Source organism: Ruegeria arenilitoris, from assembly GCF_013032445.1.
GTDB lineage: Bacteria > Pseudomonadota > Alphaproteobacteria > Rhodobacterales > Rhodobacteraceae > Ruegeria > Ruegeria arenilitoris_F.
The window spans coordinates 20,688-43,533 of the sequence record NZ_WQCA01000007.1 but is presented as its reverse complement, the minus strand read 5'-3'; the positions used below and the strand labels follow the sequence as shown (position 1 = coordinate 43,533).

The window sequence follows — 22,846 nt, the reverse complement described above, 5'->3', positions numbered from 1 at the left end:
GAGAAATCGGCATGCCTCAAGCGGGGGAAGGGCCTACCTGTGTGTCATACTCATCTTAATGGAGAACGATTATGGCACAGACCATCCTCATTACCGGCGCGTCGTCCGGCATCGGTAAAGTCACTGCGGAACTGTTTCAGCAAAATGGCTGGAACGTCATCGCCACCATGCGCAGCCCCGAGAAAGAAACCGAGTTGGCGCAGCTTGAGAATGTTCTTGTCACCCGGCTGGATGTCACCGACGAGGCCTCGATCACGGCGGCGGTCGCAGAGGGGATCGCGCGGTTTGGCCAGATTGATGTTCTGCTGAACAACGCAGGTTACGGCGCTTATGGACCGCTGGAGGCCTTTCCGATGGACCGTATCCGGCGGCAGTTCGACACCAACGTGATCGGTCTGCTGGCCGTGACCAAAGCTGTGTTGCCGCATATGCGGGCCAACGGGTCGGGGTGCATCGTTAATATCTCGTCCATCGGTGGGCAGATCACCTTCCCACTCGGAGCGCTGTATCATGGCACGAAATTCGCGGTCGAAGGCCTGTCGGAATCGCTGCACTACGAGCTTGCCGCAGCCGGAATCAAGGTGAAGATCGTCGAACCCGGTCTGATCGCCACAGATTTCGGCGGTCGGTCCTTCGATTTCGTCAATGATGAAAGCATGACCGAATATCAGCCTGTGGTGCAGGCCCTGTTCAGCACATGGGGGTCCGAGGAAATGGCCGAGCGCACCTCTCCGCCCAGTGTCGTGGCCGAAGTCATCCTGTACGCGGTGACGGACGGGACGGACACGCTGCGCTATCGGGCCGGGGCTGATGCGGTGGAGTTGTTGGACAACCGCAAGGCTCTGGATGATGCTACCTTCATTGGCGGTATGAAAACGATGCTTGGGCTTGGCTGAACTCAGATTGGCAGCGGTCGCCCCTCGGCGATCGCTTCCATCGCGAAATATGAGGTCACGCTGTCCAGTTCGACCTTCTCGATCAGGCGTTGATAGACTTTGTCATACGACGCCATGTCCTCGGTCACGACTTTCAACTGATAGTCATAGTCGCCACCAATGCGGTGGAAATCCACCACCTCGGGAATGGTTAGAACATGGCTGCGAAAGGCCTGCAGCCACTCGGTCGAGTGGTGCCGGGTGCGCAGCATGACGAAGACCACAAGGCTCAGCCCCAGTTTCTCGCGTGCAATCCGAGCGGTTGAGCCAATGATCACGCCATCCTCGTTCAATGCCTTCAGTCGTCGCCAGCAGGCATTTTGTGATAAGCCAACCCGATCCGCCAGTTCGCGTTGCGACAACGTGGCGTCGGTTTGCAGCTCACGCAGGATGCGTTTGTCAATTTGATCTATTTTCTGTGCCATATGAAGTCATATGACACAAAAAGAGAAGGAAGTGTCAAAAGAAAGGTGAAGTTTCCTCGGGAAAACCAAATCACATTAGAAGGGCAATACGGAGCCCTTGCCATGACCCTGTCCAAATTTCGTGCAGACATCCAGTCCACCACTCACAATTCAAGTCTGCGCGACGGGTTGATCGGAGAAAACGTTCTGATCCCGGGTCTGCATGGGGACGTCCCGCTGGTTTATGCGGATTACGTCGCATCGGGCCGTGCGCTGCGGCAGGTTGAGGATTTTGTCGCCCATGAGGTGCTGCCCTTCTATGCCAACAGCCATACCGAGGCCTCCTATTGCGGGTCTTACATGACCCGTCTGCGCCGTGAAGCACGCGCAGAGATAGCCCGCATCGTTGGTGCGAGGGGAGAAGACGCGGTGATCTTTACCGGGTCCGGCGCAACTGCGGGTCTGAACCGGCTGGTCAGTTTGTTGGGTACGGATGCGGCTGACCGGCCGGTTGTTCTGATTGGGCCGTATGAACACCACTCGAACATTTTGCCCTGGCGCGAAAGCAAGGCGCAGGTGATTGAAATCCCTGAGGCCGTCGAGGGGGGCGTTGATCTCGCTGCGTTGCAACGGGCTTTAGTCGACAATGCCGGTTCCGATCTGATCATCGGGTCGTTCTCGGCCGCATCGAATGTTACCGGGATCATTACAGATCCGGACCCGATCACCCGGTTGCTCAAGGCGCATGGTGCGGTGTCGGTTTGGGATTACGCAGGCGGCGGTCCCTACCTGCCGATGGATATGGGGCCGGAGGATGCGCGCAAGGATGCCATCGTTTTTTCACCACATAAGTTTCCGGGCGGACCGGGTGCTTCGGGCGTGCTGATCGTCAACCAGAACGCTGTGAAACGCACATGCCCCAGTTGGCCGGGCGGCGGAACGGTTAGTTTCGTCTCACCGTGGCGGCATGACTACAGCGAGGATTTGGCGGCGCGGGAAGAGGCCGGAACGCCCAACGTGATCGGGGATATCCGCGCGGCGCTGGCGTTCATCGTCAAGGATGTGGTGGGCACCCATGAGATTTCCCGCCGCGAGGCGCAGTACAACCGCATGGCGTTGGAAGGGTGGGGTAACAACCCGAACCTGACCCTGCTGGGCACTGAAAATCCACATCGCCTGCCGATCTATTCGTTCCTGGTGCGGGACAACTCGGGTCAGCCGGTGCATCAGCAACTGTTCACCCGGATGCTCAGCGATATCTACGGTATTCAGGCGCGGGGCGGCTGTGCCTGTGCCGGGCCCTATGCGCATCGTCTGTTGGGGATCGATCGGGAAACGTCGGAGGAATTGCACGCAGCGCTGTCCGCCGGGGAAGAGATGAAGAAACCGGGATGGGTACGCCTGAACTTCTCGTATTTGATGAGCGAAGAGACGGTTCAGTTCATCATCGACAGCGTCAACGACCTGTCCCGCCGGACAGAGGAATTCGCGCCCTATTACAGTGCTGACCCGGCAACCGCCCGCTTCAAAGCGGCGTGACGGAATTGCCGCTTTTCTCAACGCGTTGAGACGGGTATGAGAGGCTCCAATCAACGGAGCCTCTTATGAACAAGATCACCCCTCAACCCGGCATTATGGACATCGCGCTCTATCAGGGCGGCCAGTCGCATGTGGCCGGGGTCGAGCATGTGATCAAGCTGAGTTCGAACGAGAACCCGTTCGGCCCCAGCCCCAACGCGATCGAGGCGGCGCGCGACAGCGTCGCGACCTTGCATCGTTATCCCAGCACCGACCACGCGCCCTTGAGGGAAGCCATCGGTGCGCGTCATGGGCTGGACCCGGCGCGTCTTGTCTGCGGTGTGGGCAGCGACGAGGTGCTGCAATTCATCGCTCAGGCCTATGCCGGACCGGGGGATGAGGTCATCTATACCGAGCACGGCTTCTCCATGTACCCGATCATCGCCCGCATGGCCGGTGCGACGCCGGTGATGGTTTCAGAGCGGGACCGTCACGTCGACGTGGACAACATCCTGGCCGCCGTGACTGGGCAAACCCGGATCGTGTTCGTCACCAATCCGGGCAACCCGACCTCGACCATGATCCCCGAAGCGGAACTGGCGCGGTTGGCCGAAGCGCTGCCGCAGAGCTGTCTGATGGTGATCGACGGGGCCTATGCCGAGTTCGTCGACGGGTTCGACGGTGGTGCATCGCTGGTGGACCGGTTCGAGAACGTGATCATGACCCGAACCTTCTCGAAGGTCTACGGTCTGGGCGGGATGCGCGTCGGCTGGGGTTATGCCGCGCAGTCGATCATCGACGTGCTGAACCGAGTGCGTCAGCCGTTCAACTTGTCTCTAACCGCGTTGGCGGCGGCTGAAGCGGCGGTAAATGACGTGGAGTTCCTGACCTTTTGTCAGGCAGAAAACGCCCGTCTGCGGGCGTGGTTGTCTGAGGAACTGGCCAAGGTCGGCGTGCCGTCTGATGCCTCCTACACCAACTTCATCCTTGCCCGGTTTGCGGATCAGGCCGAGGCTGAGGCCTGTGACGATTACCTGAAAACTCAAGGTCTGATCGTGCGCCGTGTCGCGGGGTACAACCTTCCCAACGCCCTGCGGATCACTGTGGGTGATGAAGACGCCTGCCGTCGCGTCGTTGCGGCCATCACCGCGTTCAAAGGAGATGCCGCATGAGCCAGGTTTACGACCGTGTCGCGCTGATCGGGCTGGGACTGATCGCGTCGTCCATGTTCTGGGCCATCAAACGCTCCGGCCTTGCGGGTGAGGTCACCGGTTACGCTCGGTCCGAGGCGACCCGCGAAACAGCACGTCGTATTGGTCTGTGCGACCGCGTATGCGATTCAGCGCGCGAGGCCGTTGAGGGTGCAGATCTTGTCGTGTTGTGTGTTCCGGTCGGCGCGATGGAGGCCGTGGCCGCAGATATCGCCCCGGTCCTGAAGCCGGGCGCGACGGTAACGGATGTGGGCTCGGTCAAGCGGCACGTGATTCAGGCAGTGTCCCCGCATATCCCCGAAGGTGTGCATTTCGTCCCCGCGCACCCGCTGGCGGGAACCGAGCATTCGGGCCCCGAGGCCGGTTTCGCCGAGCTCTATGACAATCGCTGGTGTCTACTGGTGCCGGTCGAAGGTTCGGACCCGGATGCCATCGCCCGCCTGCGCGCGCTCTGGGAGGGCATGGGCGCAAATGTTGATGAGATGGATGCGGACCACCACGATCTGGTGCTGGCCGTGACGTCCCACGCGCCTCACCTGATTGCTTACACGATGGTGGGCGTGGCTGACGACCTGCGTCGGGTGACCGACAGTGAGGTCATCAAGTATTCCGCCGCCGGTTTCCGGGATTTCACCCGGATCGCGGCCTCGGACCCGACCATGTGGCGCGATGTGTTCCTGACCAACAAGGATGCGACGCTGGAAATCCTTGGACGCTTTACCGAGGAGCTTTTCGCACTGCAGCGTGCTATCCGTACCGGCGATGGCGAGCATTTGTTCGACTATTTCACCCGCACACGTGCGATCCGGCGCGGGATCATCGATGCGGGGCAGGATACGGATGCACCGGACTTTGGACGAGGTAAAGCAAACCCATGAGATGCGGCTGGAGGTTTCTGTTGATTGGATGCGCTGCAGTCAGCGCCACATGGTCCTACGCGGCGCCTCCGGAACGGTCACTGGTTCCCGTCACACGACCCTCGGAAGCCCCAGTGCTGGCCTTTGCCAGCCCGATCCCTGCTGAAATTCGCCCTAAATTGCGGCCCGAGACGCAAATCGTTCTGGCTGCAGCGGCCCCGGCGGCGGATGTGTTGGTGTTGGAGCACGCCGCGCCACTCCGACCGCATGTGCGACCAAAAGCGCTGGAGTTGGAGGTGCTGTTCAAGAAACGCAAGCTGCGTAAAACCTCGGTGTGTGGGGATATCGAAATCCAGGGCGAACCTGTTGGAAGCGTGCCGGGCAAGATCAAGGCGTGCGGCATTAACGACGCGGTTCAGGTCACCTCGGTTTCGGGAGTTGCGCTCAGCCGTCCCTCCACGATGGATTGCGGCACGGCCATTGCGCTGAATAAGTGGGTCGACAAATCGGTCAAGCCCACCTTCAAGCGCCGTGGACCAGTGGTCGAACTTCAGGTCGCCGCGCACTATGCCTGCCGCACTCGGAACAACCGCAAAGGTGCGCGCATTTCTGAACACGGCAAGGGCCGGGCGATTGACATCTCGGGCTTCAAAATGGCGGACGGAGAGGTTGTGACCGTCCTCAACGGCTGGCGCAAGAACCCGTCAAAGCGGCAGCTGACCAAGGTCTGGCGCGGGGCGTGTGGGCCGTTTGGCACAGTGTTGGGACCAAACTCGGATCGGTATCACCGGGATCATTTCCACTTGGACACGGCGCGCCACCGTAGCGGTCCGTACTGCCGTTAACGAAGGATCAGGCGTGGGGCCGGTCCAAGGGGCAGGGGCCCGAGCGCCACAAATCCATCGCGGAAGTTCAGTTGCAGGTCCAGGGCGTTGGGATTGCCGCCCAATCCAGCCATGAAGTTGAGCGCACGGGTTACCGGAACGACGGCCTTGTCGGGCAGAGCGCCTGCCGCGTTGGCCATTGCGATCATATCACGCCAGTTCTCAGCCTTGATCGCAATCTCACCGGTTGGAATGCCTTGCTGATCGACATCCAGTTCTCCGGCCGCGAACAGGCGCAGTTCACCCCATTTCATCTCGGCCAAGCGTAGATCGATCTTTACTGGCTGTGGCCGGCTTTCTTCCAGAGACGAACGATCCCATGCTTTGTCAAAAGTGGCGGTCAAATCCAGCTCCAGCGTTTCGAACGTCTGCGGCAGGGTCGTGGCCGAGCGCATCAGTTCGCGCAGGTCGTCTCCGGGGGTAAAGCCGTCTATCCGGGCACCGATCACATAGGCCTCGGGTGTAGGCGTTTGTTCCATTACAAGGGCAAGCGTGTCGCCACCGGCCAGCGAGCCGGTATCGTCAGTGATTGACCAAGGCCCGGCAGTCAGCGCCATCTTCTCCAGCACCAATGCAACACCAGGCTGCAATTGCAGCTCAGCTTGCAGGTCGCGGGCTATAATGGTGGCCGTCTGGTCGTAGTAGGACAAGCGCTGCGGCGTGTCGGCAAAACGCAGCACCTGCCGGCCAGGCCAGATTGCGGGGCTTTGGAATTCGATCCAGTCGGCGCTCCACGCTGTGCCGTTGACCGGATCGGCCAGCGCGGGACTGTTCAGGCGAGTCATGTGGTGGAACGGGTATCCGGCCGTCTCAACGTCGGAAAAGTCGGCTTGCCAGCCCTGTTCCTGTTGCTTGTCGAACCATGTCGTAATCGCATTACGCAACCCGAAACCGGCGATGAACCAATAGGCGCTCCACGCGACAATGACGAAAATGATAACCCGCACCAGACCGCGCATGACAGATGGCCCTTTTTCCCGCCTCGGAATTGATGTTTATAGGCGCAAACGGGCAAGGACCAGTGCTATGACGATGTGGGTATTCGGATATGGATCGCTGCTGTGGAATCCGGGCTTTCCGGTGGCCCGCAGTGAACACGCCACGCTGCACGGATATGCCCGATCTTTTTGCATGAGCTCGATCCACCACCGCGGCACCGAGGATCATCCCGGTCTTGTTCTGGCTCTGGACGAGCAGGCCGAGGCCCATTGCAAGGGCCTGGCCTTGGCAGTCGAAGCTGGCCACGAAGAGCGTACCCTACACGAATTGCGCGAACGCGAGCTGATCTCATCAGCCTATGTCGAGAAAATGCTGGATGTGCATTTGGACAACGGCGAAGTGGTGAATGCCGTGACTTACGTGATCGACGCCGACCACGTGCAATATTGCGGTGGCATGCCATTAGAGGAACAGGCCCAGATCATCGCTCATGCGGTTGGCGGACGTGGCCCGAACACCGAATACCTCTATAATACTGCAGAGCATCTTGCCGAGATCGACCTGCGCGACCCCGATCTTGAGTGGTTGGCGCAACGGGTCCGATCCATCACTGCATAAACCCTTGGCGTCACGCGTGGGTTTTCGTTAGGTTTTGCACAGAGCAGGCAAAATTCAGGAACTACGCGCATGGCGCAGGCACATCCGGGCGCGAGACCGCATTTCTCGCAACCCATTCGTCAGATCGTCACGATGCTGGTCGCGATCGCCTTGGCCGGGTTTGGGGTCTTCATGGCGCTGCCCTACGTTATGCCCGTGGTGTTGGCCAACCCCTACCTGAATGGTTTCATCATACTGGTCTTCGTTATCGGCGTGTTTGCCTGTTTCTATCAGGTGACACAGCTGATTGGGTCGGTTCGCTGGATCGAGGCTTTTGTTGGCGGTGTCGTCGGCGAAGACGCGCGGACACCGCAGTTGCTGGCACCGCTGGCCTCGCTGTTGCGCGAAAGGGGCGCGCGGTCGCAGATCAGCTCCACCTCGACACGTTCTATTCTGGATTCGGTGGCCGAGCGGGTCGAGGAAGAGCGCGAGATCACCCGATATATCACCAACGTTCTAATTTACCTTGGTCTTTTGGGTACTTTTTTCGGTCTGGCCACCACCGTACCGGCCATCGTTGACACTATCCGCAGTCTCAACCCGCAAGAGGGCGAAGAGGGACTGGCCGTATTCAACCGACTGATGGTTGGGCTGGAATCGCAACTGCAGGGTATGGGCGTGGCCTTTGGATCGTCACTGCTGGGTCTGGCCGGATCGCTGATCGTTGGCCTGCTGGAACTGTTTGCGGGCCACGGACAGAACCGGTTCTACCGCGAGCTTGAGGAATGGCTGTCCTCGATTACCCGCGTTGGCTTTGCTGGAAGTGACGAGGGTGGGGCTGAACTGGCCGTTCTGACCCCGGTGCTGGACGCAATGTCCGAACAAATGAACGCCCTGCAGGATCTGTTTGCTGCGCAAGAGGCAGACCGTGCGGCCGTGTCGTCTAGATTGGGTCAGTTGGCAGACTCCATTGGCGAGATGAACCAGCGTCAATCCGATAACGAGGGCGTGACCGCCGCGCTGGAACGGGTGGCGTTGGGGCAGAGCGCATTGTTGGATCATATGCGTGAACAGGGCTCGGGCGAAGGGATTGATGCCGAAAGCCGGATGCGCCTGCGTTCGATGGACGTGCAACTGCTGCGTATACTCGAAGAGATTTCGGCTGGCCGCCAGGAAAGCATGAGCGAACTGCGCAAGGATATCGAGCTGTTGGTCAAAGCCCTGACATTGCCCCGAGGCGCCGTTCGCTCTGCTCCGGAAGGAGAGTAATAGATGGCTCTCTCCCGCCGCACTGGTCAGCGTTTTCAGGGTTCGGTCTGGCCCGGTTTCGTGGACGCGATCACCGGGCTGCTGATGGTGCTGACCTTTGTGCTGACCATCTTCATGGTGGTGCAGTTCGTGCTGCGCGAAACCATTTCCGGGCAAGAGGATGAACTGACCGCCCTTTCGGACGAGATCGAGGCACTGGCCGGGGCGCTGGGTCTTGAGGAACGCGAAAACAGCCGGTTGCAGGCGCGGCTGGGGGTGTTGAACTCAACGCTTTCTCAGGTTGAAAGTGAGCTGGTCCAGGCGCAGATAAGTCTGACGGATTTTGAAGATCAGGTCGCGGCTCTGTTGCTGGAACAGGAGCAGTCACAGGGTGAAATCGCCGAATTGCAAGACGAGCGTGAGGCGTTGAATTTGGCTCTGGCGCAAAGCCGAGCTGAGATCGACGAGCAAACCGAGGCTGCCCGTCTGGCCGCCGCGCAACGCGAAGCGCTTGAGGCTTTAGTGGCTGATCTGGAGCAAAGTGATGCAGTACAGACAAGTCGTATTTCGGAGCTTGAAGAACAGCTTACCACCGAAGAGGCCGCCAAGTTGGCCGAAGCCGCCGCCGCTGAAAACTTGCGCAACCGCCTGCAGAATGCAGATGCCGAGTTGACGGCCATGACTCTGGCGCTGGAGGCGCAGCGTAAAGAAGCAGAAGACACGTTGACCCTGCTGGCAGCAGCCCAAGCCGCAAAGGCCGAACTGGAACGGCAGTTTGGAGAATTGAACGCCGAGGATCTGCGGGCCAGACTGGAAGCAGCCCTTGTCGCGCAAACCGATGCGGAGGCTGAGGCGCAAGAACAACGAACATTGGCCGAGGAACGCGCGGCCCTGTTGGCCGTAGCGCGCGATACGCTGTCCAGCGAACAGGCGATCTCGGAAAAAGCGCAACGTGAAACCGCTTTGCTGAATCAGCAGATGGCAGCGCTTCGCGAGCAATTGGGGGGATTGCAGGCGCTGCTCGATGACTACGAAGAACGTAATGCCGCTGCCGATATTCGTATTCAATCGCTTGGGCAGGATCTGAACGCGGCTCTGGCGCGCGCGGCCTCGGAAGAACGCCGCCGCCGTCTGCTGGAAGAAGCCGAACGTATCCGGCTTGAAGCCGAGGCTGAAGACCTCGCAGCGCAGGCCAAGGACCTACAGCGCTATCGGTCTGAGTTCTTTGGTCGCTTACGCGATGTGCTGGGTGACGAGGAAGGTGTCCGAATCGAGGGAGACCGTTTCGTGTTCTCGTCCGAAGTGCTGTTTGACACTGGCTCGGCCATCTTGTCTCCGGTCGGTCAGCAGGAGGTCGCCAAAGTTGCCGCCATCCTGCGCAGCGTGGCGGCCGAGATTCCCGAAGGCCTGAACTGGGTGATCCGGGTGGATGGTCACACGGACAACGTTCCTTTGGCGGGGACGGGGCGGTACCGCGACAACTGGGAACTTAGTCAGGGCAGGGCGTTATCGGTGGTGCGTTACATGGTTGAAGCGTTGGGTATTCCACCAAACCGGCTAGCGGCCAACGGTTTTGGTGAATTCCAACCCGTCAACCCGACCGATACCCCTGAAGCCCGCGCACAGAACCGCCGGATCGAATTGAAGCTGACCGAGCGTTGAGCGTGTTGGTTGGCCGTATCGTTCGCTACCTAACCCACCCGCAGGTTCAGATTGATCCAGCCGTCGACATACCTGATTGGTCACTGAACGACGTCGGGCGCTCACGCGTGTCCAGGCTAGCAGAAAGTCTGGGCGTTTTGCGTGGAACGACCCGGATCATCAGCAGTCAAGAAACCAAGGCGATTGAAACAGCGCAGCCGTTGGCGGTCGCTTTGGGGTTAGAACTCGAAATGCGCCAGGACATGCATGAGAATGATCGCAGCGCGACAGGGTTTCTTCCGCCAGTAGAGTTCGAGGGTGTCGCAGATCAGTTCTTCGCCCATCCAAACGTAAGTGTACGCGGTTGGGAGACAGCCTCAGCTGCGCAGGATCGGATTGTCAGGGCAGTGAAGTCCTGTTTGTCAGAGCATGGTGAGGGGGACATTTTGTTCGTTGGACACGGCGGGGTTGGCACTCTGTTGTTTTGCGCATTGGCTCAGCTGCCAATAGATCGAAGATATGATCAGGGGCCCGGGGGTGGTGGCAACTGGTTTCAATTCAGTACCGACGATATGAAACCACTACATGGTTGGCGATGTATCGAGGAACTGGCAGCCTCTTAATCCGATGCGATGTCGGTGTTTGGAATTAAGGTTCTCCAAAAAGAAAAGCCCGCCGGATTAGTGGCGGGCTTCTGTCTTGACGAGAGTGTGAGCTTTAGTCTGCTGTCAGTAGCGGAGGTTTATCACCCGGAATGCGCGGCTGATCAGGGCCGAAGATTTCCAGATTCAACTCACCCTTCTTGACTGACACTTGCACCACACCGCCCTTGGCCAGCTTGCCGAACAGCAACTCCTCGGCCAGAGGTTTCTTGATGTGCTCTTGGATCACGCGGCCCAGTGGACGAGCGCCCATCTTGTCGTCATAGCCCTTGTCGGCCAGCCATTCGGCGGCCTTGGGCGTCAGATCGATGGTCACGTTGCGGTCCAGCAGTTGTGCTTCAAGCTGCAGCACGAACTTTTCAACCACCTGCAGAATGACCTCTTTCGGCAGCGGTGCAAAGGAGATCACGGCATCCAGACGGTTGCGAAATTCCGGCGTGAACATACGCTCGATTGCGGCAGTATCTTCGCCTTCGCGACGGTCACGGGCAAAGCCGATGGCAGCCTTAGCCTGTTCCTGAGCGCCCGCGTTCGAGGTCATGATCAGAACCACGTTGCGGAAGTTTACCGTGCGACCGTTGTGATCGGTCAGCTCACCATGGTCCATCACCTGCAACAGGATATTGAACACGTCGGGGTGCGCTTTTTCGATCTCATCCAACAGCAGCACACAGTGTGGGTGCTGATCGACACCGTCGGTCAGCAGACCGCCCTGATCAAACCCGACATAGCCCGGAGGGGCACCGATCAGACGGGAAACCGCATGTTTCTCCATGTACTCGGACATGTCGAAACGCAGCAGTTCCACACCCAGCGTGTCTGCCAGCTGTTTCGCTACCTCGGTTTTACCCACACCGGTCGGACCGGCGAACAGGTAGTTGCCGATGGGCTTTTCGGGCTCGCGCAGACCGGCACGCGCCAGTTTGATCGCGCTGGAGAGCGCGACGATGGCGTCATCCTGACCGAAGACGACACGTTTCAGCGAAGCCTCAAGGTCTTTCAGAACCTCAGCATCGTCCTTGGTGACGTTCTTCGGCGGAATGCGAGCGATCTTGGCGACGACGGCCTCGATTTCCTTCACGCCGATGGTCTTGCGACGCTTGCTTTCCGCGACCAGATGCTGCGCAGCACCGGCTTCATCAATCACGTCGATAGCTTTATCCGGCAGTTTGCGGTCATTGATATAACGCGCCGAGAGTTCCACGGCGGTCTTGATCGCGTCCGCAGTGTATTTGATCTCGTGATGCTCTTCGAAATAGGGTTTCAGACCGCGCAGGATTTTCACGCTGTCCTCGACCGAAGGCTCGTTCACGTCGATCTTCTGGAACCGGCGGCTGAGCGCGCGGTCTTTTTCGAAGTGCTGACGGAACTCTTTATAAGTAGTCGAGCCCATGGTGCGCAGCTTACCGCCCTGCAGGGCTGGTTTCAGCAAGTTCGACGCATCCATCGCGCCACCCGAAGTTGCACCGGCACCGATCACGGTGTGAATCTCGTCAATGAACAGCACCGCGTCAGGGTGATCTTCCAGTTCAGTGACGACCGCCTTGAGCCGTTCCTCGAAATCACCGCGATAGCGGGTGCCTGCCAGCAGCGCGCCCATGTCCAGCGAGTAGATGGTAGTATTGGCCAGCACATCCGGTGCCTCGCCCGCCACGATCTTGTGCGCCAGCCCCTCGGCGATGGCGGTTTTGCCAACGCCCGGATCCCCCACCAACAGCGGGTTGTTCTTGCGGCGGCGGCAGAGAACCTGAATGCAGCGTTCAACCTCATCGGCGCGGCCGATCAGCGGGTCAACATCGCCTGCCCGCGATTTCGCGTTCAGATCAATGCAGTATTTCCCAAGCGCGCTTTCCTTTTGTTCGCCTTCGCCCGCGGTGGACTGAACCTCTTCCTCGACCTGATCCGCACCCGAAACCGAGCGGTTTTCGCCATAAGCCGGGTCTTTGGCCACGCCATGCGCAATGAAGTTCACCGCGTCATAGCGGGTCATATCCTGTTCCTGCAGGAAATAGGCCGCGTTGCTTTCGCGTTCGGCGAAGATAGCCACCAGTACGTTAGCGCCGGTTACTTCGGTCCGGCCCGAGCTTTGGACGTGGATCGCGGCACGTTGGATCACACGCTGGAACGCAGCAGTAGGTACGGCTTCGGATCCGTCAATGTCAGTGACTAGGTTGGAGAGGTCTTCGTCGATGAATTCCACCAGAGTGCTACGCAGTTCATCCAGATCGACGCTGCAGGCCTTCATAACGCGGATGGCGTCAGGCTCCTCCAACAGCGCCAGCAGCAGATGCTCCAGCGTTGCGAATTCATGTCGCCGCTCATTCGCAGCCGCCAAGGCCGCGTGAATGGCTTGTTCTAATGTGCTCGAGAATGAAGGCACGCGGGTGCTCCTCTGTCTTGGGTCGAAAGGGGGCGGGCTTCGGCCGGACCCCCATCCAACCATGTCCTCATACTATTAGAGTTTGGTTGATCGTGGCCCGGCTTCAAGGGTTTTCTTTCTCTTGACAGTCACATTTCATGTGACCGTGGCCGTGAAGAGAGCGAAATAGGCACTAGAAGCGGTCTTTTCTAGCCCGAATCTCGGCAAAAACTTCAGTCGGGTCGGCATTTTCCATCCCCAGATGCGCCTGAATCGCCGGATCAGTGGCGCGCAGAAACGGGTTTGTGGCCTTTTCCAGCGCCAGAGTCGACGGCACCGTGGGTCGTCCTTCGGCACGAGCGCGGTCGATATCGGCCATGCGTTGCAGCAATGCGGTGTTGTTGGGGTCGACGGTCACGGCAAATTTGGCGTTGGATTGTGTGTATTCATGCCCGGAGCAGACGATTGTTTCGTCCGGCAGGGCGGCCAGTTTGCTAAGCGACGCCCACATTTGAGGCGCGGTCCCTTCGAACAGGCGGCCACAGCCAAGTGCCATCAGGCTGTCAGCGGTGAAAACCACAGAGCTTTGCGGCATATAATAAGCAACATGCCCGACCGTGTGGCCGGAGACGTCCAGCACCTGAACCGGTTCGCCTCCGATTTCGAACGTATCGCCGTCCGAAACTTGCTGGTCCAGCGGGGGCAGCCGATGGGCGTCGGCAGCAGCGCCGATAACCTTGGCGGGGTGCTTTTCAAGAATGCCGGCCAAGCCGTCGACGTGATCCCAGTGGTGATGGGTCAGCAGTACATGGCTGAGGCTCCAGCCACGCGCCTCCAATTCGGCCAGAATCGGGCCGGATTCGGGGGCATCTACAAGGGCGGTCTGGCCATTGGCGGCGTCATGCGCCAGAAAAGCGTAATTATCACTGAGACATGGGATGGTGGCGATCTCAAGAGGCATGGCCTTTTGCCCTTTCGTTGCTAGAGTGTGCTCAGCTAAGCCGATTGACCGGGTGTCCGCAATGCATCTTGATGTGCAGGATCTGAGGAATTTTTATTACCGCAGTACATTGGGTCGGGCGGCGCAGGCGGCTATTCGGGGTCGGCTGACCGAGATATGGCCCGAAGCCAAAGGGCAAACGGTGGTGGGATTCGGTTTCTCGGTGCCCCTGTTGCGCCCTTATCTGACTGATGCACGACGGGTGATCGGCCTGATGCCGGGGCCGCAAGGTGTGATGCCGTGGCCAGCAGGAATGCCCAACGTATCGGTGCTGACCGAAGAGACGCTGTGGCCCGTCGAAACTGGCCACGTGGATAAGCTGGTGGTGATGCACGGGCTTGAGACTTCCAGCCGCCCCAGTGAATTGCTGGACGAATGTTGGCGCGTTCTGGGGCCGGGAGGACGTGCGTTGTTTGTCGTGCCGAACCGGGCCGGGTTGTGGTCGCGCACGGACCGCACGCCGTTCGGGTTCGGGCGCCCTTACTCAGCGTCGCAACTGGAGAGTCAGTTGAAAGAGCACCACTTCATCCACGAACGTCATTGCTCGGCCCTGTATATGCCGCCGTCGTTTCGCCGGTTCTGGCTGAAGTCCGGAAGTCTGATCGAGAAAACCGGGCAACGCTTGCCGACTGTCATGGCGGGTGGGGTTTTAATGGTTGAAGTGACCAAACACATCCGACCTCCCAGCGGTAGCGTCACAAAAGATGCTGAACGGCGTCCCATCAAAGCGCTGGACGGGTTGCTTAAGCCCGCATGACTGCCGAGCCGCCATGAGGGCGGAAAAACGCGGGAAAAAAGTCACAGGAATCGCAAAAACCTGCATATTCGTAACATTTTTCAACTGACCTAAGGTGTCCAAACCGTCGCACTTGGCTTAAGTATTTGAAAAGTAATGATTTGTGGATAATTCCGTTACCGCTATAGTATATTGCTTGGTTGGTTCTGCTCTGCTACATCCCCGGTGATTTTGATCCCCGCCCTAAAAGGACGGGGTTTCCTCACGCCCCAAAGTAGCGGCCGCTACTCAAAATCGGGGCCTCAAATATCGGAAGGGTGGACGTGTCCGAACCAGCTTCGATTTCCACAGGCATCGCCGAGCGCTATGCCACTGCAATCTTTGAGATTGCAAAAGAGAACAATGACCTTGCAGGTCTGGAATCCGGCATCAACGATCTGGCAACAGCTTTGGGCGAAAGCGCCGAGCTGCGCGAGCTGATTGCATCCCCACTGGTTTCGCGTGCCGAACAGGAAGGCGCAATTACCGCAGTTGCCGAAAAGATGGGCCTGCACGCGATCCTGCGCAATACGCTGGGTCTGATGGCGCAGAAACGCCGCCTGTTTGTCGTGCCGCAACTGGTGCAGGTTCTGCGTGACATGCTGGCCGACGAGCGCGGCGAAGTGACCGCAGATGTCGCCTCGGCCAAGGCGCTGACCAAGACGCAACTGGAAAAATTGTCCAAGACGCTGTCCGAGCGTGTGGGCAAGACCGTGACTATCAATGCGACCGTTGATGAAAGCCTCATCGGCGGTCTTGTCGTTAAAGTGGGCTCGAAGATGATCGATAGCTCGATCCGTTCGAAGCTCAACTCCCTACAGAATGCAATGAAAGAGGTCGGATAAATGGGAATCCAAGCTGCAGAGATTTCTGCAATCCTGAAGGACCAGATCAAGAATTTTGGTCAGGAAGCGGAAGTGGCCGAGATCGGCCGCGTGCTGAGCGTCGGTGACGGGATTGCCCGTGTATACGGCCTGGACAACGTGCAAGCCGGTGAGATGGTCGAATTCCCCGGCGGCATCATGGGCATGGCCCTGAACCTGGAAAGCGACAACGTCGGTGTCGTTATCTTCGGTTCCGACCGTGACATCAAAGAAGGTGACACTGTCAAGCGCACCAACTCGATCGTGGACGTTCCGATCGGTGACGAACTGCTGGGCCGCGTTGTTGACGGTCTGGGCAACCCGTTGGACGGCAAAGGCCCGATCAATGCAACCAAGCGTGGCGTTGCAGACGTTAAAGCCCCTGGCATCATCCCGCGTAAATCGGTTCACGAGCCGATGGCAACCGGCCTGAAATCGGTTGACGCGATGATCCCGATCGGCCGTGGCCAGCGGGAGCTGATCATTGGTGACCGTCAGACCGGTAAAACCGCCGTTGCTCTGGACGCGATCCTGAACCAAAAAACCTACAACGATGCAGCCGGCGACGACGAGTCGAAAAAACTGTACTGCGTTTACGTTGCGATCGGTCAAAAGCGTTCGACCGTTGCGCAGCTGGTGAAGAAACTGGAAGAGTCCGGTGCGATTGATTATTCGATCGTTGTGGCCGCAACCGCGTCCGACCCGGCGCCGATGCAGTTCCTGGCACCTTACGCCGCCACCGCGATGGCCGAATACTTCCGTGATAACGGCCGCCACGCGCTGATCATCTATGATGACCTGTCGAAACAGGCCGTGTCCTATCGTCAGATGTCACTGCTCCTGCGTCGCCCGCCCGGACGTGAAGCGTATCCGGGTGACGTTTTCTACCTCCATTCCCGCCTGCTGGAACGTTCGGCGAAGCTGAACGAAGACTTCGGTGCGGGCTCGCTGACCGCTCTGCCGGTTATCGAAACTCAGGGTGGTGACGTTTCGGCGTTTATTCCGACCAACGTGATCTCGATCACCGACGGTCAGATCTTCCTGGAAACCGAACTGTTCTACCAAGGTATCCGTCCTGCTGTGAACACCGGTTTGTCGGTTTCGCGTGTGGGCTCCTCGGCTCAGACCAACTCGATGAAGTCGGTTGCCGGTCCTGTTAAGCTGGAACTGGCTCAGTACCGCGAAATGGCTGCGTTTGCGCAGTTCGGTTCCGACCTTGACGCCGCGACCCAGCAGCTGCTGAACCGTGGTGCGCGTCTGACCGAGCTGATGAAACAGCCGCAGTACTCGCCGCTGACCAACGCGGAAATCGTCTGCGTCATCTTCGCGGGTACCAATGGTTACCTCGACAAGATCGATGTGTCCGATGTTGGCCGTTACGAAGCTGGCCTGCTGGCGCACCTGCGTGGCAAACACGCGGATCTGCTTCAGTGGATCACGGACGAAGATCCCAAGATCAAGGGTGACGCTTCCGACAAGATCAAGGCTGCGCTGGACGAATACGCCGCAACCTTCGCTTAAGGGAGAGGCGGGCATATGCCAAATCTTAAGGACCTTAAAAACAGGATCGAGTCGGTCAAATCGACCCGCAAGATCACCAAGGCCATGCAGATGGTCGCGGCAGCAAAACTGCGCCGCGCCCAGGAATCTGCCGAAGCCTCGCGTCCCTATGCCGAGCGGTTCAATGCCGTGATGGCGGGGCTGGCGGCGTCGGTCGGGGGCAGCGACAGCGCCCCCAAGCTGCTCCGTGGTACGGGCAGTGATGATGTCCATCTGCTGGTTGTGATGACAGCTGAACGCGGCCTGTGTGGCGGCTTCAACTCGAACATCGCCAAGCTGGCCCGTGTCAAAGCGGAAGAGCTGCGCCTGAAAGGCAAGACGGTCAAGGTTCTGACCGTTGGCAAGAAAGGCCGCGACGCGCTGAAGCGTGATTTTGGCGACATGTTCGTCGGACATGTCGACCTGAGCGAAATCAAACGCATTGGCTACACCAACGCGCAGGACATCGCGAAGGACATCCTGTCCCGCTTTGACGGGGGCGAGTTCGACGTTGCCACGATCTTCTACTCGAAGTTCGTCAACGTTGTGACCCAGATCCCGACGGCACAGCAGATCATTCCCGCCTCGTTCGAAGACGAAGCGACGAGTGACGACAGCGGTGCGGTATTCGATTACGAGCCCAGCGAAGAGGCCATTCTGGCCGACCTGTTGCCCAAGGGGGTTGCGACCGCGATCTTCTCGGCTCTGCTCGAAAACGGGGCGTCTGAACAGGGTGCACGGATGTCCGCAATGGACAACGCGACACGCAACGCGGGTGAGATGATCGATAAGCTGACGATCCAGTTCAACCGCTCGCGTCAGGCCGTGATCACCAACGAGCTGATTGAAATTATTTCCGGCGCCGAAGCGCTGTAAGAAAACCGGAGACGAAACATGGCGAATGCAAAAGGCAAAGTCACACAGATCATCGGGGCCGTCGTCGACGTGCACTTCGAAGATCAGCTGCCTGAAATTCTGAACGCGCTGGAAACCACCAACAACGGCAAGCGCCTGGTGTTGGAAGTTGCTCAGCACCTGGGTGAAAACACTGTCCGCACCATCGCGATGGACGCGACCGAAGGCCTGGTCCGTGGCGAAGCGGTTACCGACACCGGCGCCCCGATCTCGGTTCCGGTTGGCAACGCAACTCTGGGCCGCATCCTGAACGTTGTCGGCGAGCCGATCGACGAAAAAGGCCCGGTTGAGGCAACTGAAGCCCGCGCGATCCACCAGCCCGCACCCGAGTTCGACGAACAGTCGACCGAGTCGGAAATCCTGGTCACCGGCATCAAGGTTGTTGACCTGCTGGCTCCTTACGCCAAAGGCGGTAAGATCGGCCTGTTCGGCGGCGCCGGCGTGGGTAAAACCGTTCTGATCATGGAGCTGATCAACAACATCGCAAAAGTGCACTCGGGCTTCTCGGTGTTCGCCGGTGTTGGTGAACGGACCCGTGAAGGGAACGACCTTTACCACGAGATGATCGAATCGAACGTTATTAAGCCGGACAACCTGTCGGAATCGCAGGTGGCCCTGGTTTACGGTCAGATGAACGAACCTCCGGGAGCACGTGCACGTGTTGCTCTGACCGGTCTGACCCTGGCCGAGCAGTTCCGCGACCAGTCCGGTACCGACGTTCTGTTCTTCGTCGACAACATCTTCCGCTTCACGCAGGCGGGTTCCGAGGTTTCGGCTCTGCTGGGTCGTATTCCTTCGGCGGTGGGCTATCAGCCAACACTGGCGACCGACATGGGCGCCCTGCAGGAACGCATCACCTCGACCAAGTCGGGCTCGATCACCTCGGTTCAGGCGATCTACGTGCCTGCGGACGACCTTACCGACCCTGCGCCGGCGACCTCGTTTGCTCACCTGGACGCGACCACCGTTCTTAACCGTGCGATCTCGGAAAAGGGTATCTACCCTGCGGTTGACCCGCTCGACTCGACCTCGCGTCTTCTCGACCCGGCCATCGTTGGTGAAGAGCACTACAAAGTTGCGACCGACGTTCAGCAGATCCTCCAGCGCTACAAGTCGCTGCAAGACATCATCGCCATCCTTGGTATGGACGAACTGTCGGAAGAGGACAAACTGACCGTGGCCCGTGCCCGTAAGATCGAACGCTTCATGTCGCAGCCGTTCGACGTGGCTCAGGTCTTCACCGGTTCGCCGGGTGTTCAGGTTCCTCTGGATGTCACCATCTCGTCGTTCAAGGCCGTTGTGGCCGGCGAATACGATCACCTTCCCGAAGCGGCCTTCCTGATGGTTGGCGGCATCGAAGAAGTGATCGCCAAAGCGGAAAAGATGGCCGCAGAAGCCGCCTAAGGAGTATCCCTGATGGCAAACACGATGCAATTCGACCTCGTCAGCCCCGAGCGGAGCCTAGCTTCGCTTGCGGTGACGGCGGTCCAGATTCCCGGCGCGGACGGGGACATGACGGCGATGCCCGATCATGCCCCCACCATTACCACGCTGCGCCCGGGCATCCTGAAGGTCGACTCACCCGAAGGGTCCAGCGAATATCTGGTCACCGGCGGGTTTGCTCAGATCAACGGCGACGGTCTGTCGGTTCTGGCCGAAAAAGCCATTCCGGTGACCGAGGTGACCCGGTCGCATTTGGACGACCTGATCGCCGAGGCCCGCGCCTCGCACGAAGTGGCAAAGAACGGAGACGATCAGAGCATCGTCGACGACGCCGCCAAGCTGCTGGCCGATATGGAAGCCCTTGGAACGCATATGAGCCTGTAAGGTTCACTGCATTCAGAATGTCGAAAGCGGCCCTGTTCCCACAGGGCCGTTTTTTTGTCGTGATTTTGCCGAAACCCCGAGATAAGGTCTGGGAATTCAATGACAAAGACGATGAAATGAAGACTTTTCGAACCCACCCAATTGGCATCGACCAAGGTGAAGCAGTGTTGTTTTCCGAATTTGCCGATGGCGGCGAGATGTGGACGGGCGAGGGTCCGCGCGAAAGGCGAAAACCGATCATTTTCAACCAGTCATTCCGATCTGTGCCGGTGGTTCAGATTGGCGTGTCGCTCTGGGATGTGGACACGTCCTCGGCGCTGCGTGCCGAAGTGACGGCCGAGGATATTTCACCTGAGGGCTTTACTGCTGTGTTCCGGACCTGGTCCGACACCCGCATCGCCCGGATACGGGCTGCGTGGACCGCCATCGGAGAGGTCCCTCATGAGGATGATTGGGATATTTCCTGAGGGCAGACGGCCTTTGCTTGGAAATGACCTTGCAATAGCAGCCTGCAATTTTACCGTTTGATGGCGTTCGCCTTAGGCCTCCGTAAAAACGCCTCATTGCCGAAACATATTGAAAGAATGGATTTAAGGCATGCCCGACAAGAGTATTTAGATTATCAACAGCATAGCTGACATTCCATATTTTACTGGTCGCAGCACATTCAGCGCCTATGCGTTGGAGTTCAGAAACGCCGCGATGGAGCATATCGAGAATGCTTTGGAAGCAGCAAAATCTGGAAGAATGGGAAGGCGCTGAAATCAGGGCGGATGAAGTCAGTTTCGGGTTTGCCGTAGACGATTTTGAGCAGGCGGAAGCGGCTGTAAGACAGGCCGTCTCGTGCACACGCTAGACTGGTATTCGTGAGATCGTGTGGTGTGAGCTGTCCGAGGATGACTTTGCTGGTTCGATAGCAGATGCCAAGCCCTTTGGGTTCTTTGGGTTTCTCATCCCGCTGACCTTTAGACGCCTACCAAGGTGGTTCAGGGATAACAGGGTCTAATAGAACTGGGTGGCTCAAACTGAAAAGCCAGACCTGTTTCAGGTCTGGCTATTACTGTTGCGAGCCCGGAGGCGAGCAACCTCAGCCGTTGTTACCTTCGATCATGTCTACCCGCGTCGCGTGACGTCCGCCTTCGAACTCGGCCCCCAGAAACGCATCGACGATGTCCAGCGCTTGACCTTCGCCAACCACACGGGCGCCGATGGACAGCATGTTGGCGTTGTTGTGCTGACGGATCATCCGGGCTGAGAACGCGTCCGAGCAGACGCCACAGCGGATGCCGGGAACTTTGTTGGCCGCCATCATGATGCCCTGTCCGGTGCCGCACAGGATGATCCCCAGCTCACAATCCCCCGAGGCTACGGCCTGTGCTGCGGCTTTACCATGTTTGGGGTAATGTGTGCTTTCCGGGGTGGTCGGTCCTATATCGACCACGTCCCAGCCTTGGGCTGCGATGTGGTTGGCGACGGCTTGGCGCAGTTCAATGGCTGCGTGGTCGCTGGAAAGTACAATACGTTTTGAGGCTGTCACGGGAACGTCCTGTCTTGTTTTATTGACAAAAAAGGGCGGCTGTCGGACCGCCCGTCTCAGTCAGTCCATGTGATACATGGATTCGTAGATCGGGGTCAGGGTCTTATCCTCGAACAGAGATGACACGCTTGTGCCGTTCCAGATGTTCAGGATTGCCTGGGTAAAGATCGGCGCGGTCGGCACGATGCGGATGTTCTTCGCTTTTGCGATCTCTTTGGTGGGTTGGATCGTGTCGGTCAGTACCAGCGACTTCATCACCGAGTTGGTCACACGCTCGACCGCAGGGCCGCTCATGACGCCGTGAGTAATGTAGGAGTGCACCTCTTTCGCGCCGTTATCCAGCAGCACCTGCGCCGCTTTGCACAATGTACCGGCGGTGTCGCACATGTCGTCCACGATCAGGCAAATCTTGTCTTTGACGTCACCGATCACGGTCATCTCGGCCACTTCGCCGGCCTTTTCGCGGCGCTTGTCCACGATCGACAGGGGGGCGTTGATCCGCTTGGCCAACTCGCGCGCGCGGGCTACACCACCAACGTCTGGTGAGACCACCATGATCTCGTCCAGATTATCCTTGAACTGGTTTTTCACATCCAGCGCAAAGATCGGCGAGGCGTAAAGGTTGTCCACCGGAATATCAAAGAACCCCTGAATCTGGGCTGCGTGCAGGTCCATGGTCAGAACCCGCTCAATCCCTGCGCCGGTCAGCATGTTGGCCACCAGCTTGGCGCTGATTGGCGTGCGGGCCTTGGTGCGGCGGTCCTGACGGGCATAGCCGAAATAGGGGATGACGGCGGTGATGCGCTGAGCGGACGAACGGCGCAGCGCGTCGGCGATGATCAACAGCTCCATCAGGTTGTCATTGGCCGGGTTCGAGGTCGGTTGGACGATGAACATATCCTCGCCCCGGACGTTTTCGAACACTTCGACGAAGATTTCACCGTCATTGAACCGCTCGACCCGTGCATCGACCAGACCCTGATCGACTCCGCGATACAGGCTCATGCGGCGTGCAATGGATTCGGCAAGCGGAAGGTTGGCGTTCCCAGCGATTAGCTTGGGTTCGTGGAGTGTCGGCATCGGCTGAGGTCCCCGGGCAGCAATGGCAAATGTGACAGATTCGTGATGTTGACAC

General features: G+C 58.8%; 22 protein-coding genes. 16 read left to right on the top strand and 6 right to left on the bottom strand.

Features of this window, described 5'->3' with window-relative positions:
* Window positions 1-71: 71 nt before the first annotated feature.
* Window positions 72-896 (top strand): SDR family NAD(P)-dependent oxidoreductase, encoded by an 825-nt coding sequence (locus GOW98_RS11415; RefSeq protein WP_170332079.1) that lies wholly within the window; start codon window positions 72-74, stop codon window positions 894-896.
* Window positions 897-898: 2 nt separating this feature from the next.
* Here the strand turns inward: GOW98_RS11415 and GOW98_RS11410 are convergent, their stop codons facing one another.
* Window positions 899-1,360, bottom strand: coding sequence for an Lrp/AsnC family transcriptional regulator (locus GOW98_RS11410; RefSeq protein ID WP_170332077.1), 462 nt, complete (start codon window positions 1,358-1,360; stop codon window positions 899-901).
* A 102-nt stretch (window positions 1,361-1,462) separates the two neighbouring features.
* Between GOW98_RS11410 and GOW98_RS11405 the strand changes: the two genes are divergently transcribed.
* The 4 genes from GOW98_RS11405 (at window position 1,463) to GOW98_RS11390 (ending at window position 5,770) form a co-directional block, all read left to right on the top strand.
* The gene (locus GOW98_RS11405) at window positions 1,463-2,878 is read left to right on the top strand and encodes an aminotransferase class V-fold PLP-dependent enzyme (RefSeq protein ID WP_170332075.1); all 1,416 of its coding nucleotides are present in this window, start codon (window positions 1,463-1,465) and stop codon (window positions 2,876-2,878) included.
* Between the two features lie 65 nt (window positions 2,879-2,943).
* Window positions 2,944-4,029 carry a histidinol-phosphate transaminase gene (gene hisC / locus GOW98_RS11400; RefSeq protein WP_170332073.1) on the top strand — a complete coding sequence of 362 codons (1,086 nt, stop codon included), beginning with the start codon at window positions 2,944-2,946 and terminating at the stop codon, window positions 4,027-4,029.
* Window positions 4,026-4,946, top strand: coding sequence for a prephenate/arogenate dehydrogenase family protein (locus GOW98_RS11395; RefSeq protein WP_170332070.1), 921 nt, complete (start codon window positions 4,026-4,028; stop codon window positions 4,944-4,946). The genes hisC and GOW98_RS11395 overlap by 4 nt, the downstream gene beginning before the upstream one ends.
* Entirely contained in the window at window positions 4,943-5,770 is an 828-nt protein-coding gene (locus tag GOW98_RS11390) for an extensin family protein (protein ID WP_170332068.1), read from the top strand. The genes GOW98_RS11395 and GOW98_RS11390 overlap by 4 nt, the downstream gene beginning before the upstream one ends.
* Here the strand turns inward: GOW98_RS11390 and GOW98_RS11385 are convergent.
* The gene (locus tag GOW98_RS11385; RefSeq protein WP_170332066.1) at window positions 5,767-6,768 is read right to left on the bottom strand and encodes a DUF2125 domain-containing protein; all 1,002 of its coding nucleotides are present in this window, start codon (window positions 6,766-6,768) and stop codon (window positions 5,767-5,769) included. The two genes, GOW98_RS11390 and GOW98_RS11385, sit on opposite strands and share 4 nt — an antisense overlap.
* Before the next feature lie 67 nt (window positions 6,769-6,835).
* Here GOW98_RS11385 and GOW98_RS11380 point away from each other — a divergent pair, with 67 nt between their 5' ends.
* The 4 genes from GOW98_RS11380 to GOW98_RS11365 all read left to right on the top strand — a co-directional run bounded on the left by GOW98_RS11380 (window position 6,836) and on the right by GOW98_RS11365 (window position 10,857).
* On the top strand, window positions 6,836-7,366 hold the full coding sequence (locus GOW98_RS11380; protein WP_170332064.1) for a gamma-glutamylcyclotransferase: 531 nt from the start codon (window positions 6,836-6,838) through the stop codon (window positions 7,364-7,366).
* A gap of 69 nt (window positions 7,367-7,435) precedes the next feature.
* On the top strand, window positions 7,436-8,614 hold the full coding sequence (locus tag GOW98_RS11375) for a biopolymer transporter ExbB (protein WP_170332063.1): 1,179 nt from the start codon (window positions 7,436-7,438) through the stop codon (window positions 8,612-8,614).
* Between the two features lie 3 nt (window positions 8,615-8,617).
* Window positions 8,618-10,255 carry a peptidoglycan -binding protein gene (locus GOW98_RS11370; RefSeq protein ID WP_170332061.1) on the top strand — a complete coding sequence of 546 codons (1,638 nt, stop codon included), beginning with the start codon at window positions 8,618-8,620 and terminating at the stop codon, window positions 10,253-10,255.
* Between the two features lie 2 nt (window positions 10,256-10,257).
* Complete coding sequence (locus tag GOW98_RS11365) at window positions 10,258-10,857, top strand: histidine phosphatase family protein (protein WP_367646840.1); 600 nt, start codon at window positions 10,258-10,260, stop codon at window positions 10,855-10,857.
* Window positions 10,858-10,951: 94 nt separating this feature from the next.
* On the opposite strand, the gene clpA is transcribed toward GOW98_RS11365, so the two are convergent.
* Together clpA and gloB are read right to left on the bottom strand one after the other, a co-directional pair.
* The gene (clpA, locus tag GOW98_RS11360; RefSeq protein WP_170332059.1) at window positions 10,952-13,276 is read right to left on the bottom strand and encodes an ATP-dependent Clp protease ATP-binding subunit ClpA; all 2,325 of its coding nucleotides are present in this window, start codon (window positions 13,274-13,276) and stop codon (window positions 10,952-10,954) included.
* Window positions 13,277-13,448: 172 nt separating this feature from the next.
* Window positions 13,449-14,216 carry a hydroxyacylglutathione hydrolase gene (gloB, locus tag GOW98_RS11355; RefSeq protein WP_170332057.1) on the bottom strand — a complete coding sequence of 256 codons (768 nt, stop codon included), beginning with the start codon at window positions 14,214-14,216 and terminating at the stop codon, window positions 13,449-13,451.
* A gap of 61 nt (window positions 14,217-14,277) precedes the next feature.
* Between gloB and GOW98_RS11350 the strand changes: the two genes are divergently transcribed.
* The 7 genes from GOW98_RS11350 to GOW98_RS11320 all read left to right on the top strand — a co-directional run bounded on the left by GOW98_RS11350 (window position 14,278) and on the right by GOW98_RS11320 (window position 20,641).
* Window positions 14,278-15,012, top strand: coding sequence for a class I SAM-dependent methyltransferase (locus tag GOW98_RS11350; RefSeq protein ID WP_170332055.1), 735 nt, complete (start codon window positions 14,278-14,280; stop codon window positions 15,010-15,012).
* 302 nt (window positions 15,013-15,314) lie between these two features.
* Complete coding sequence (locus GOW98_RS11345) at window positions 15,315-15,875, top strand: F0F1 ATP synthase subunit delta (RefSeq protein ID WP_170332053.1); 561 nt, start codon at window positions 15,315-15,317, stop codon at window positions 15,873-15,875.
* A complete protein-coding gene (gene atpA / locus GOW98_RS11340) occupies window positions 15,876-17,414 on the top strand; it encodes a F0F1 ATP synthase subunit alpha (RefSeq protein ID WP_170332051.1) in 1,539 nt (512 codons plus the stop codon).
* Window positions 17,415-17,429: 15 nt separating this feature from the next.
* Entirely contained in the window at window positions 17,430-18,308 is an 879-nt protein-coding gene (locus GOW98_RS11335; RefSeq protein ID WP_170332048.1) for a F0F1 ATP synthase subunit gamma, read from the top strand.
* A gap of 18 nt (window positions 18,309-18,326) precedes the next feature.
* A complete protein-coding gene (atpD, locus tag GOW98_RS11330) occupies window positions 18,327-19,751 on the top strand; it encodes a F0F1 ATP synthase subunit beta (protein ID WP_170332047.1) in 1,425 nt (474 codons plus the stop codon).
* 12 nt (window positions 19,752-19,763) lie between these two features.
* The gene (locus GOW98_RS11325) at window positions 19,764-20,174 is read left to right on the top strand and encodes a F0F1 ATP synthase subunit epsilon (RefSeq protein ID WP_170332045.1); all 411 of its coding nucleotides are present in this window, start codon (window positions 19,764-19,766) and stop codon (window positions 20,172-20,174) included.
* Window positions 20,175-20,290: 116 nt separating this feature from the next.
* Window positions 20,291-20,641, top strand: coding sequence for an H-type lectin domain-containing protein (locus GOW98_RS11320; protein WP_170332043.1), 351 nt, complete (start codon window positions 20,291-20,293; stop codon window positions 20,639-20,641).
* Window positions 20,642-21,261: 620 nt separating this feature from the next.
* Here GOW98_RS11320 and rpiB read toward each other — a convergent pair.
* On the bottom strand, window positions 21,262-21,711 hold the full coding sequence (rpiB, locus tag GOW98_RS11315) for a ribose 5-phosphate isomerase B (RefSeq protein WP_170332040.1): 450 nt from the start codon (window positions 21,709-21,711) through the stop codon (window positions 21,262-21,264).
* A 60-nt stretch (window positions 21,712-21,771) separates the two neighbouring features.
* Window positions 21,772-22,791, bottom strand: a complete 1,020-nt coding sequence (locus GOW98_RS11310; RefSeq protein ID WP_170332039.1) for a ribose-phosphate pyrophosphokinase — start codon at window positions 22,789-22,791, stop codon at window positions 21,772-21,774.
* Window positions 22,792-22,846: the final 55 nt, after the last annotated feature.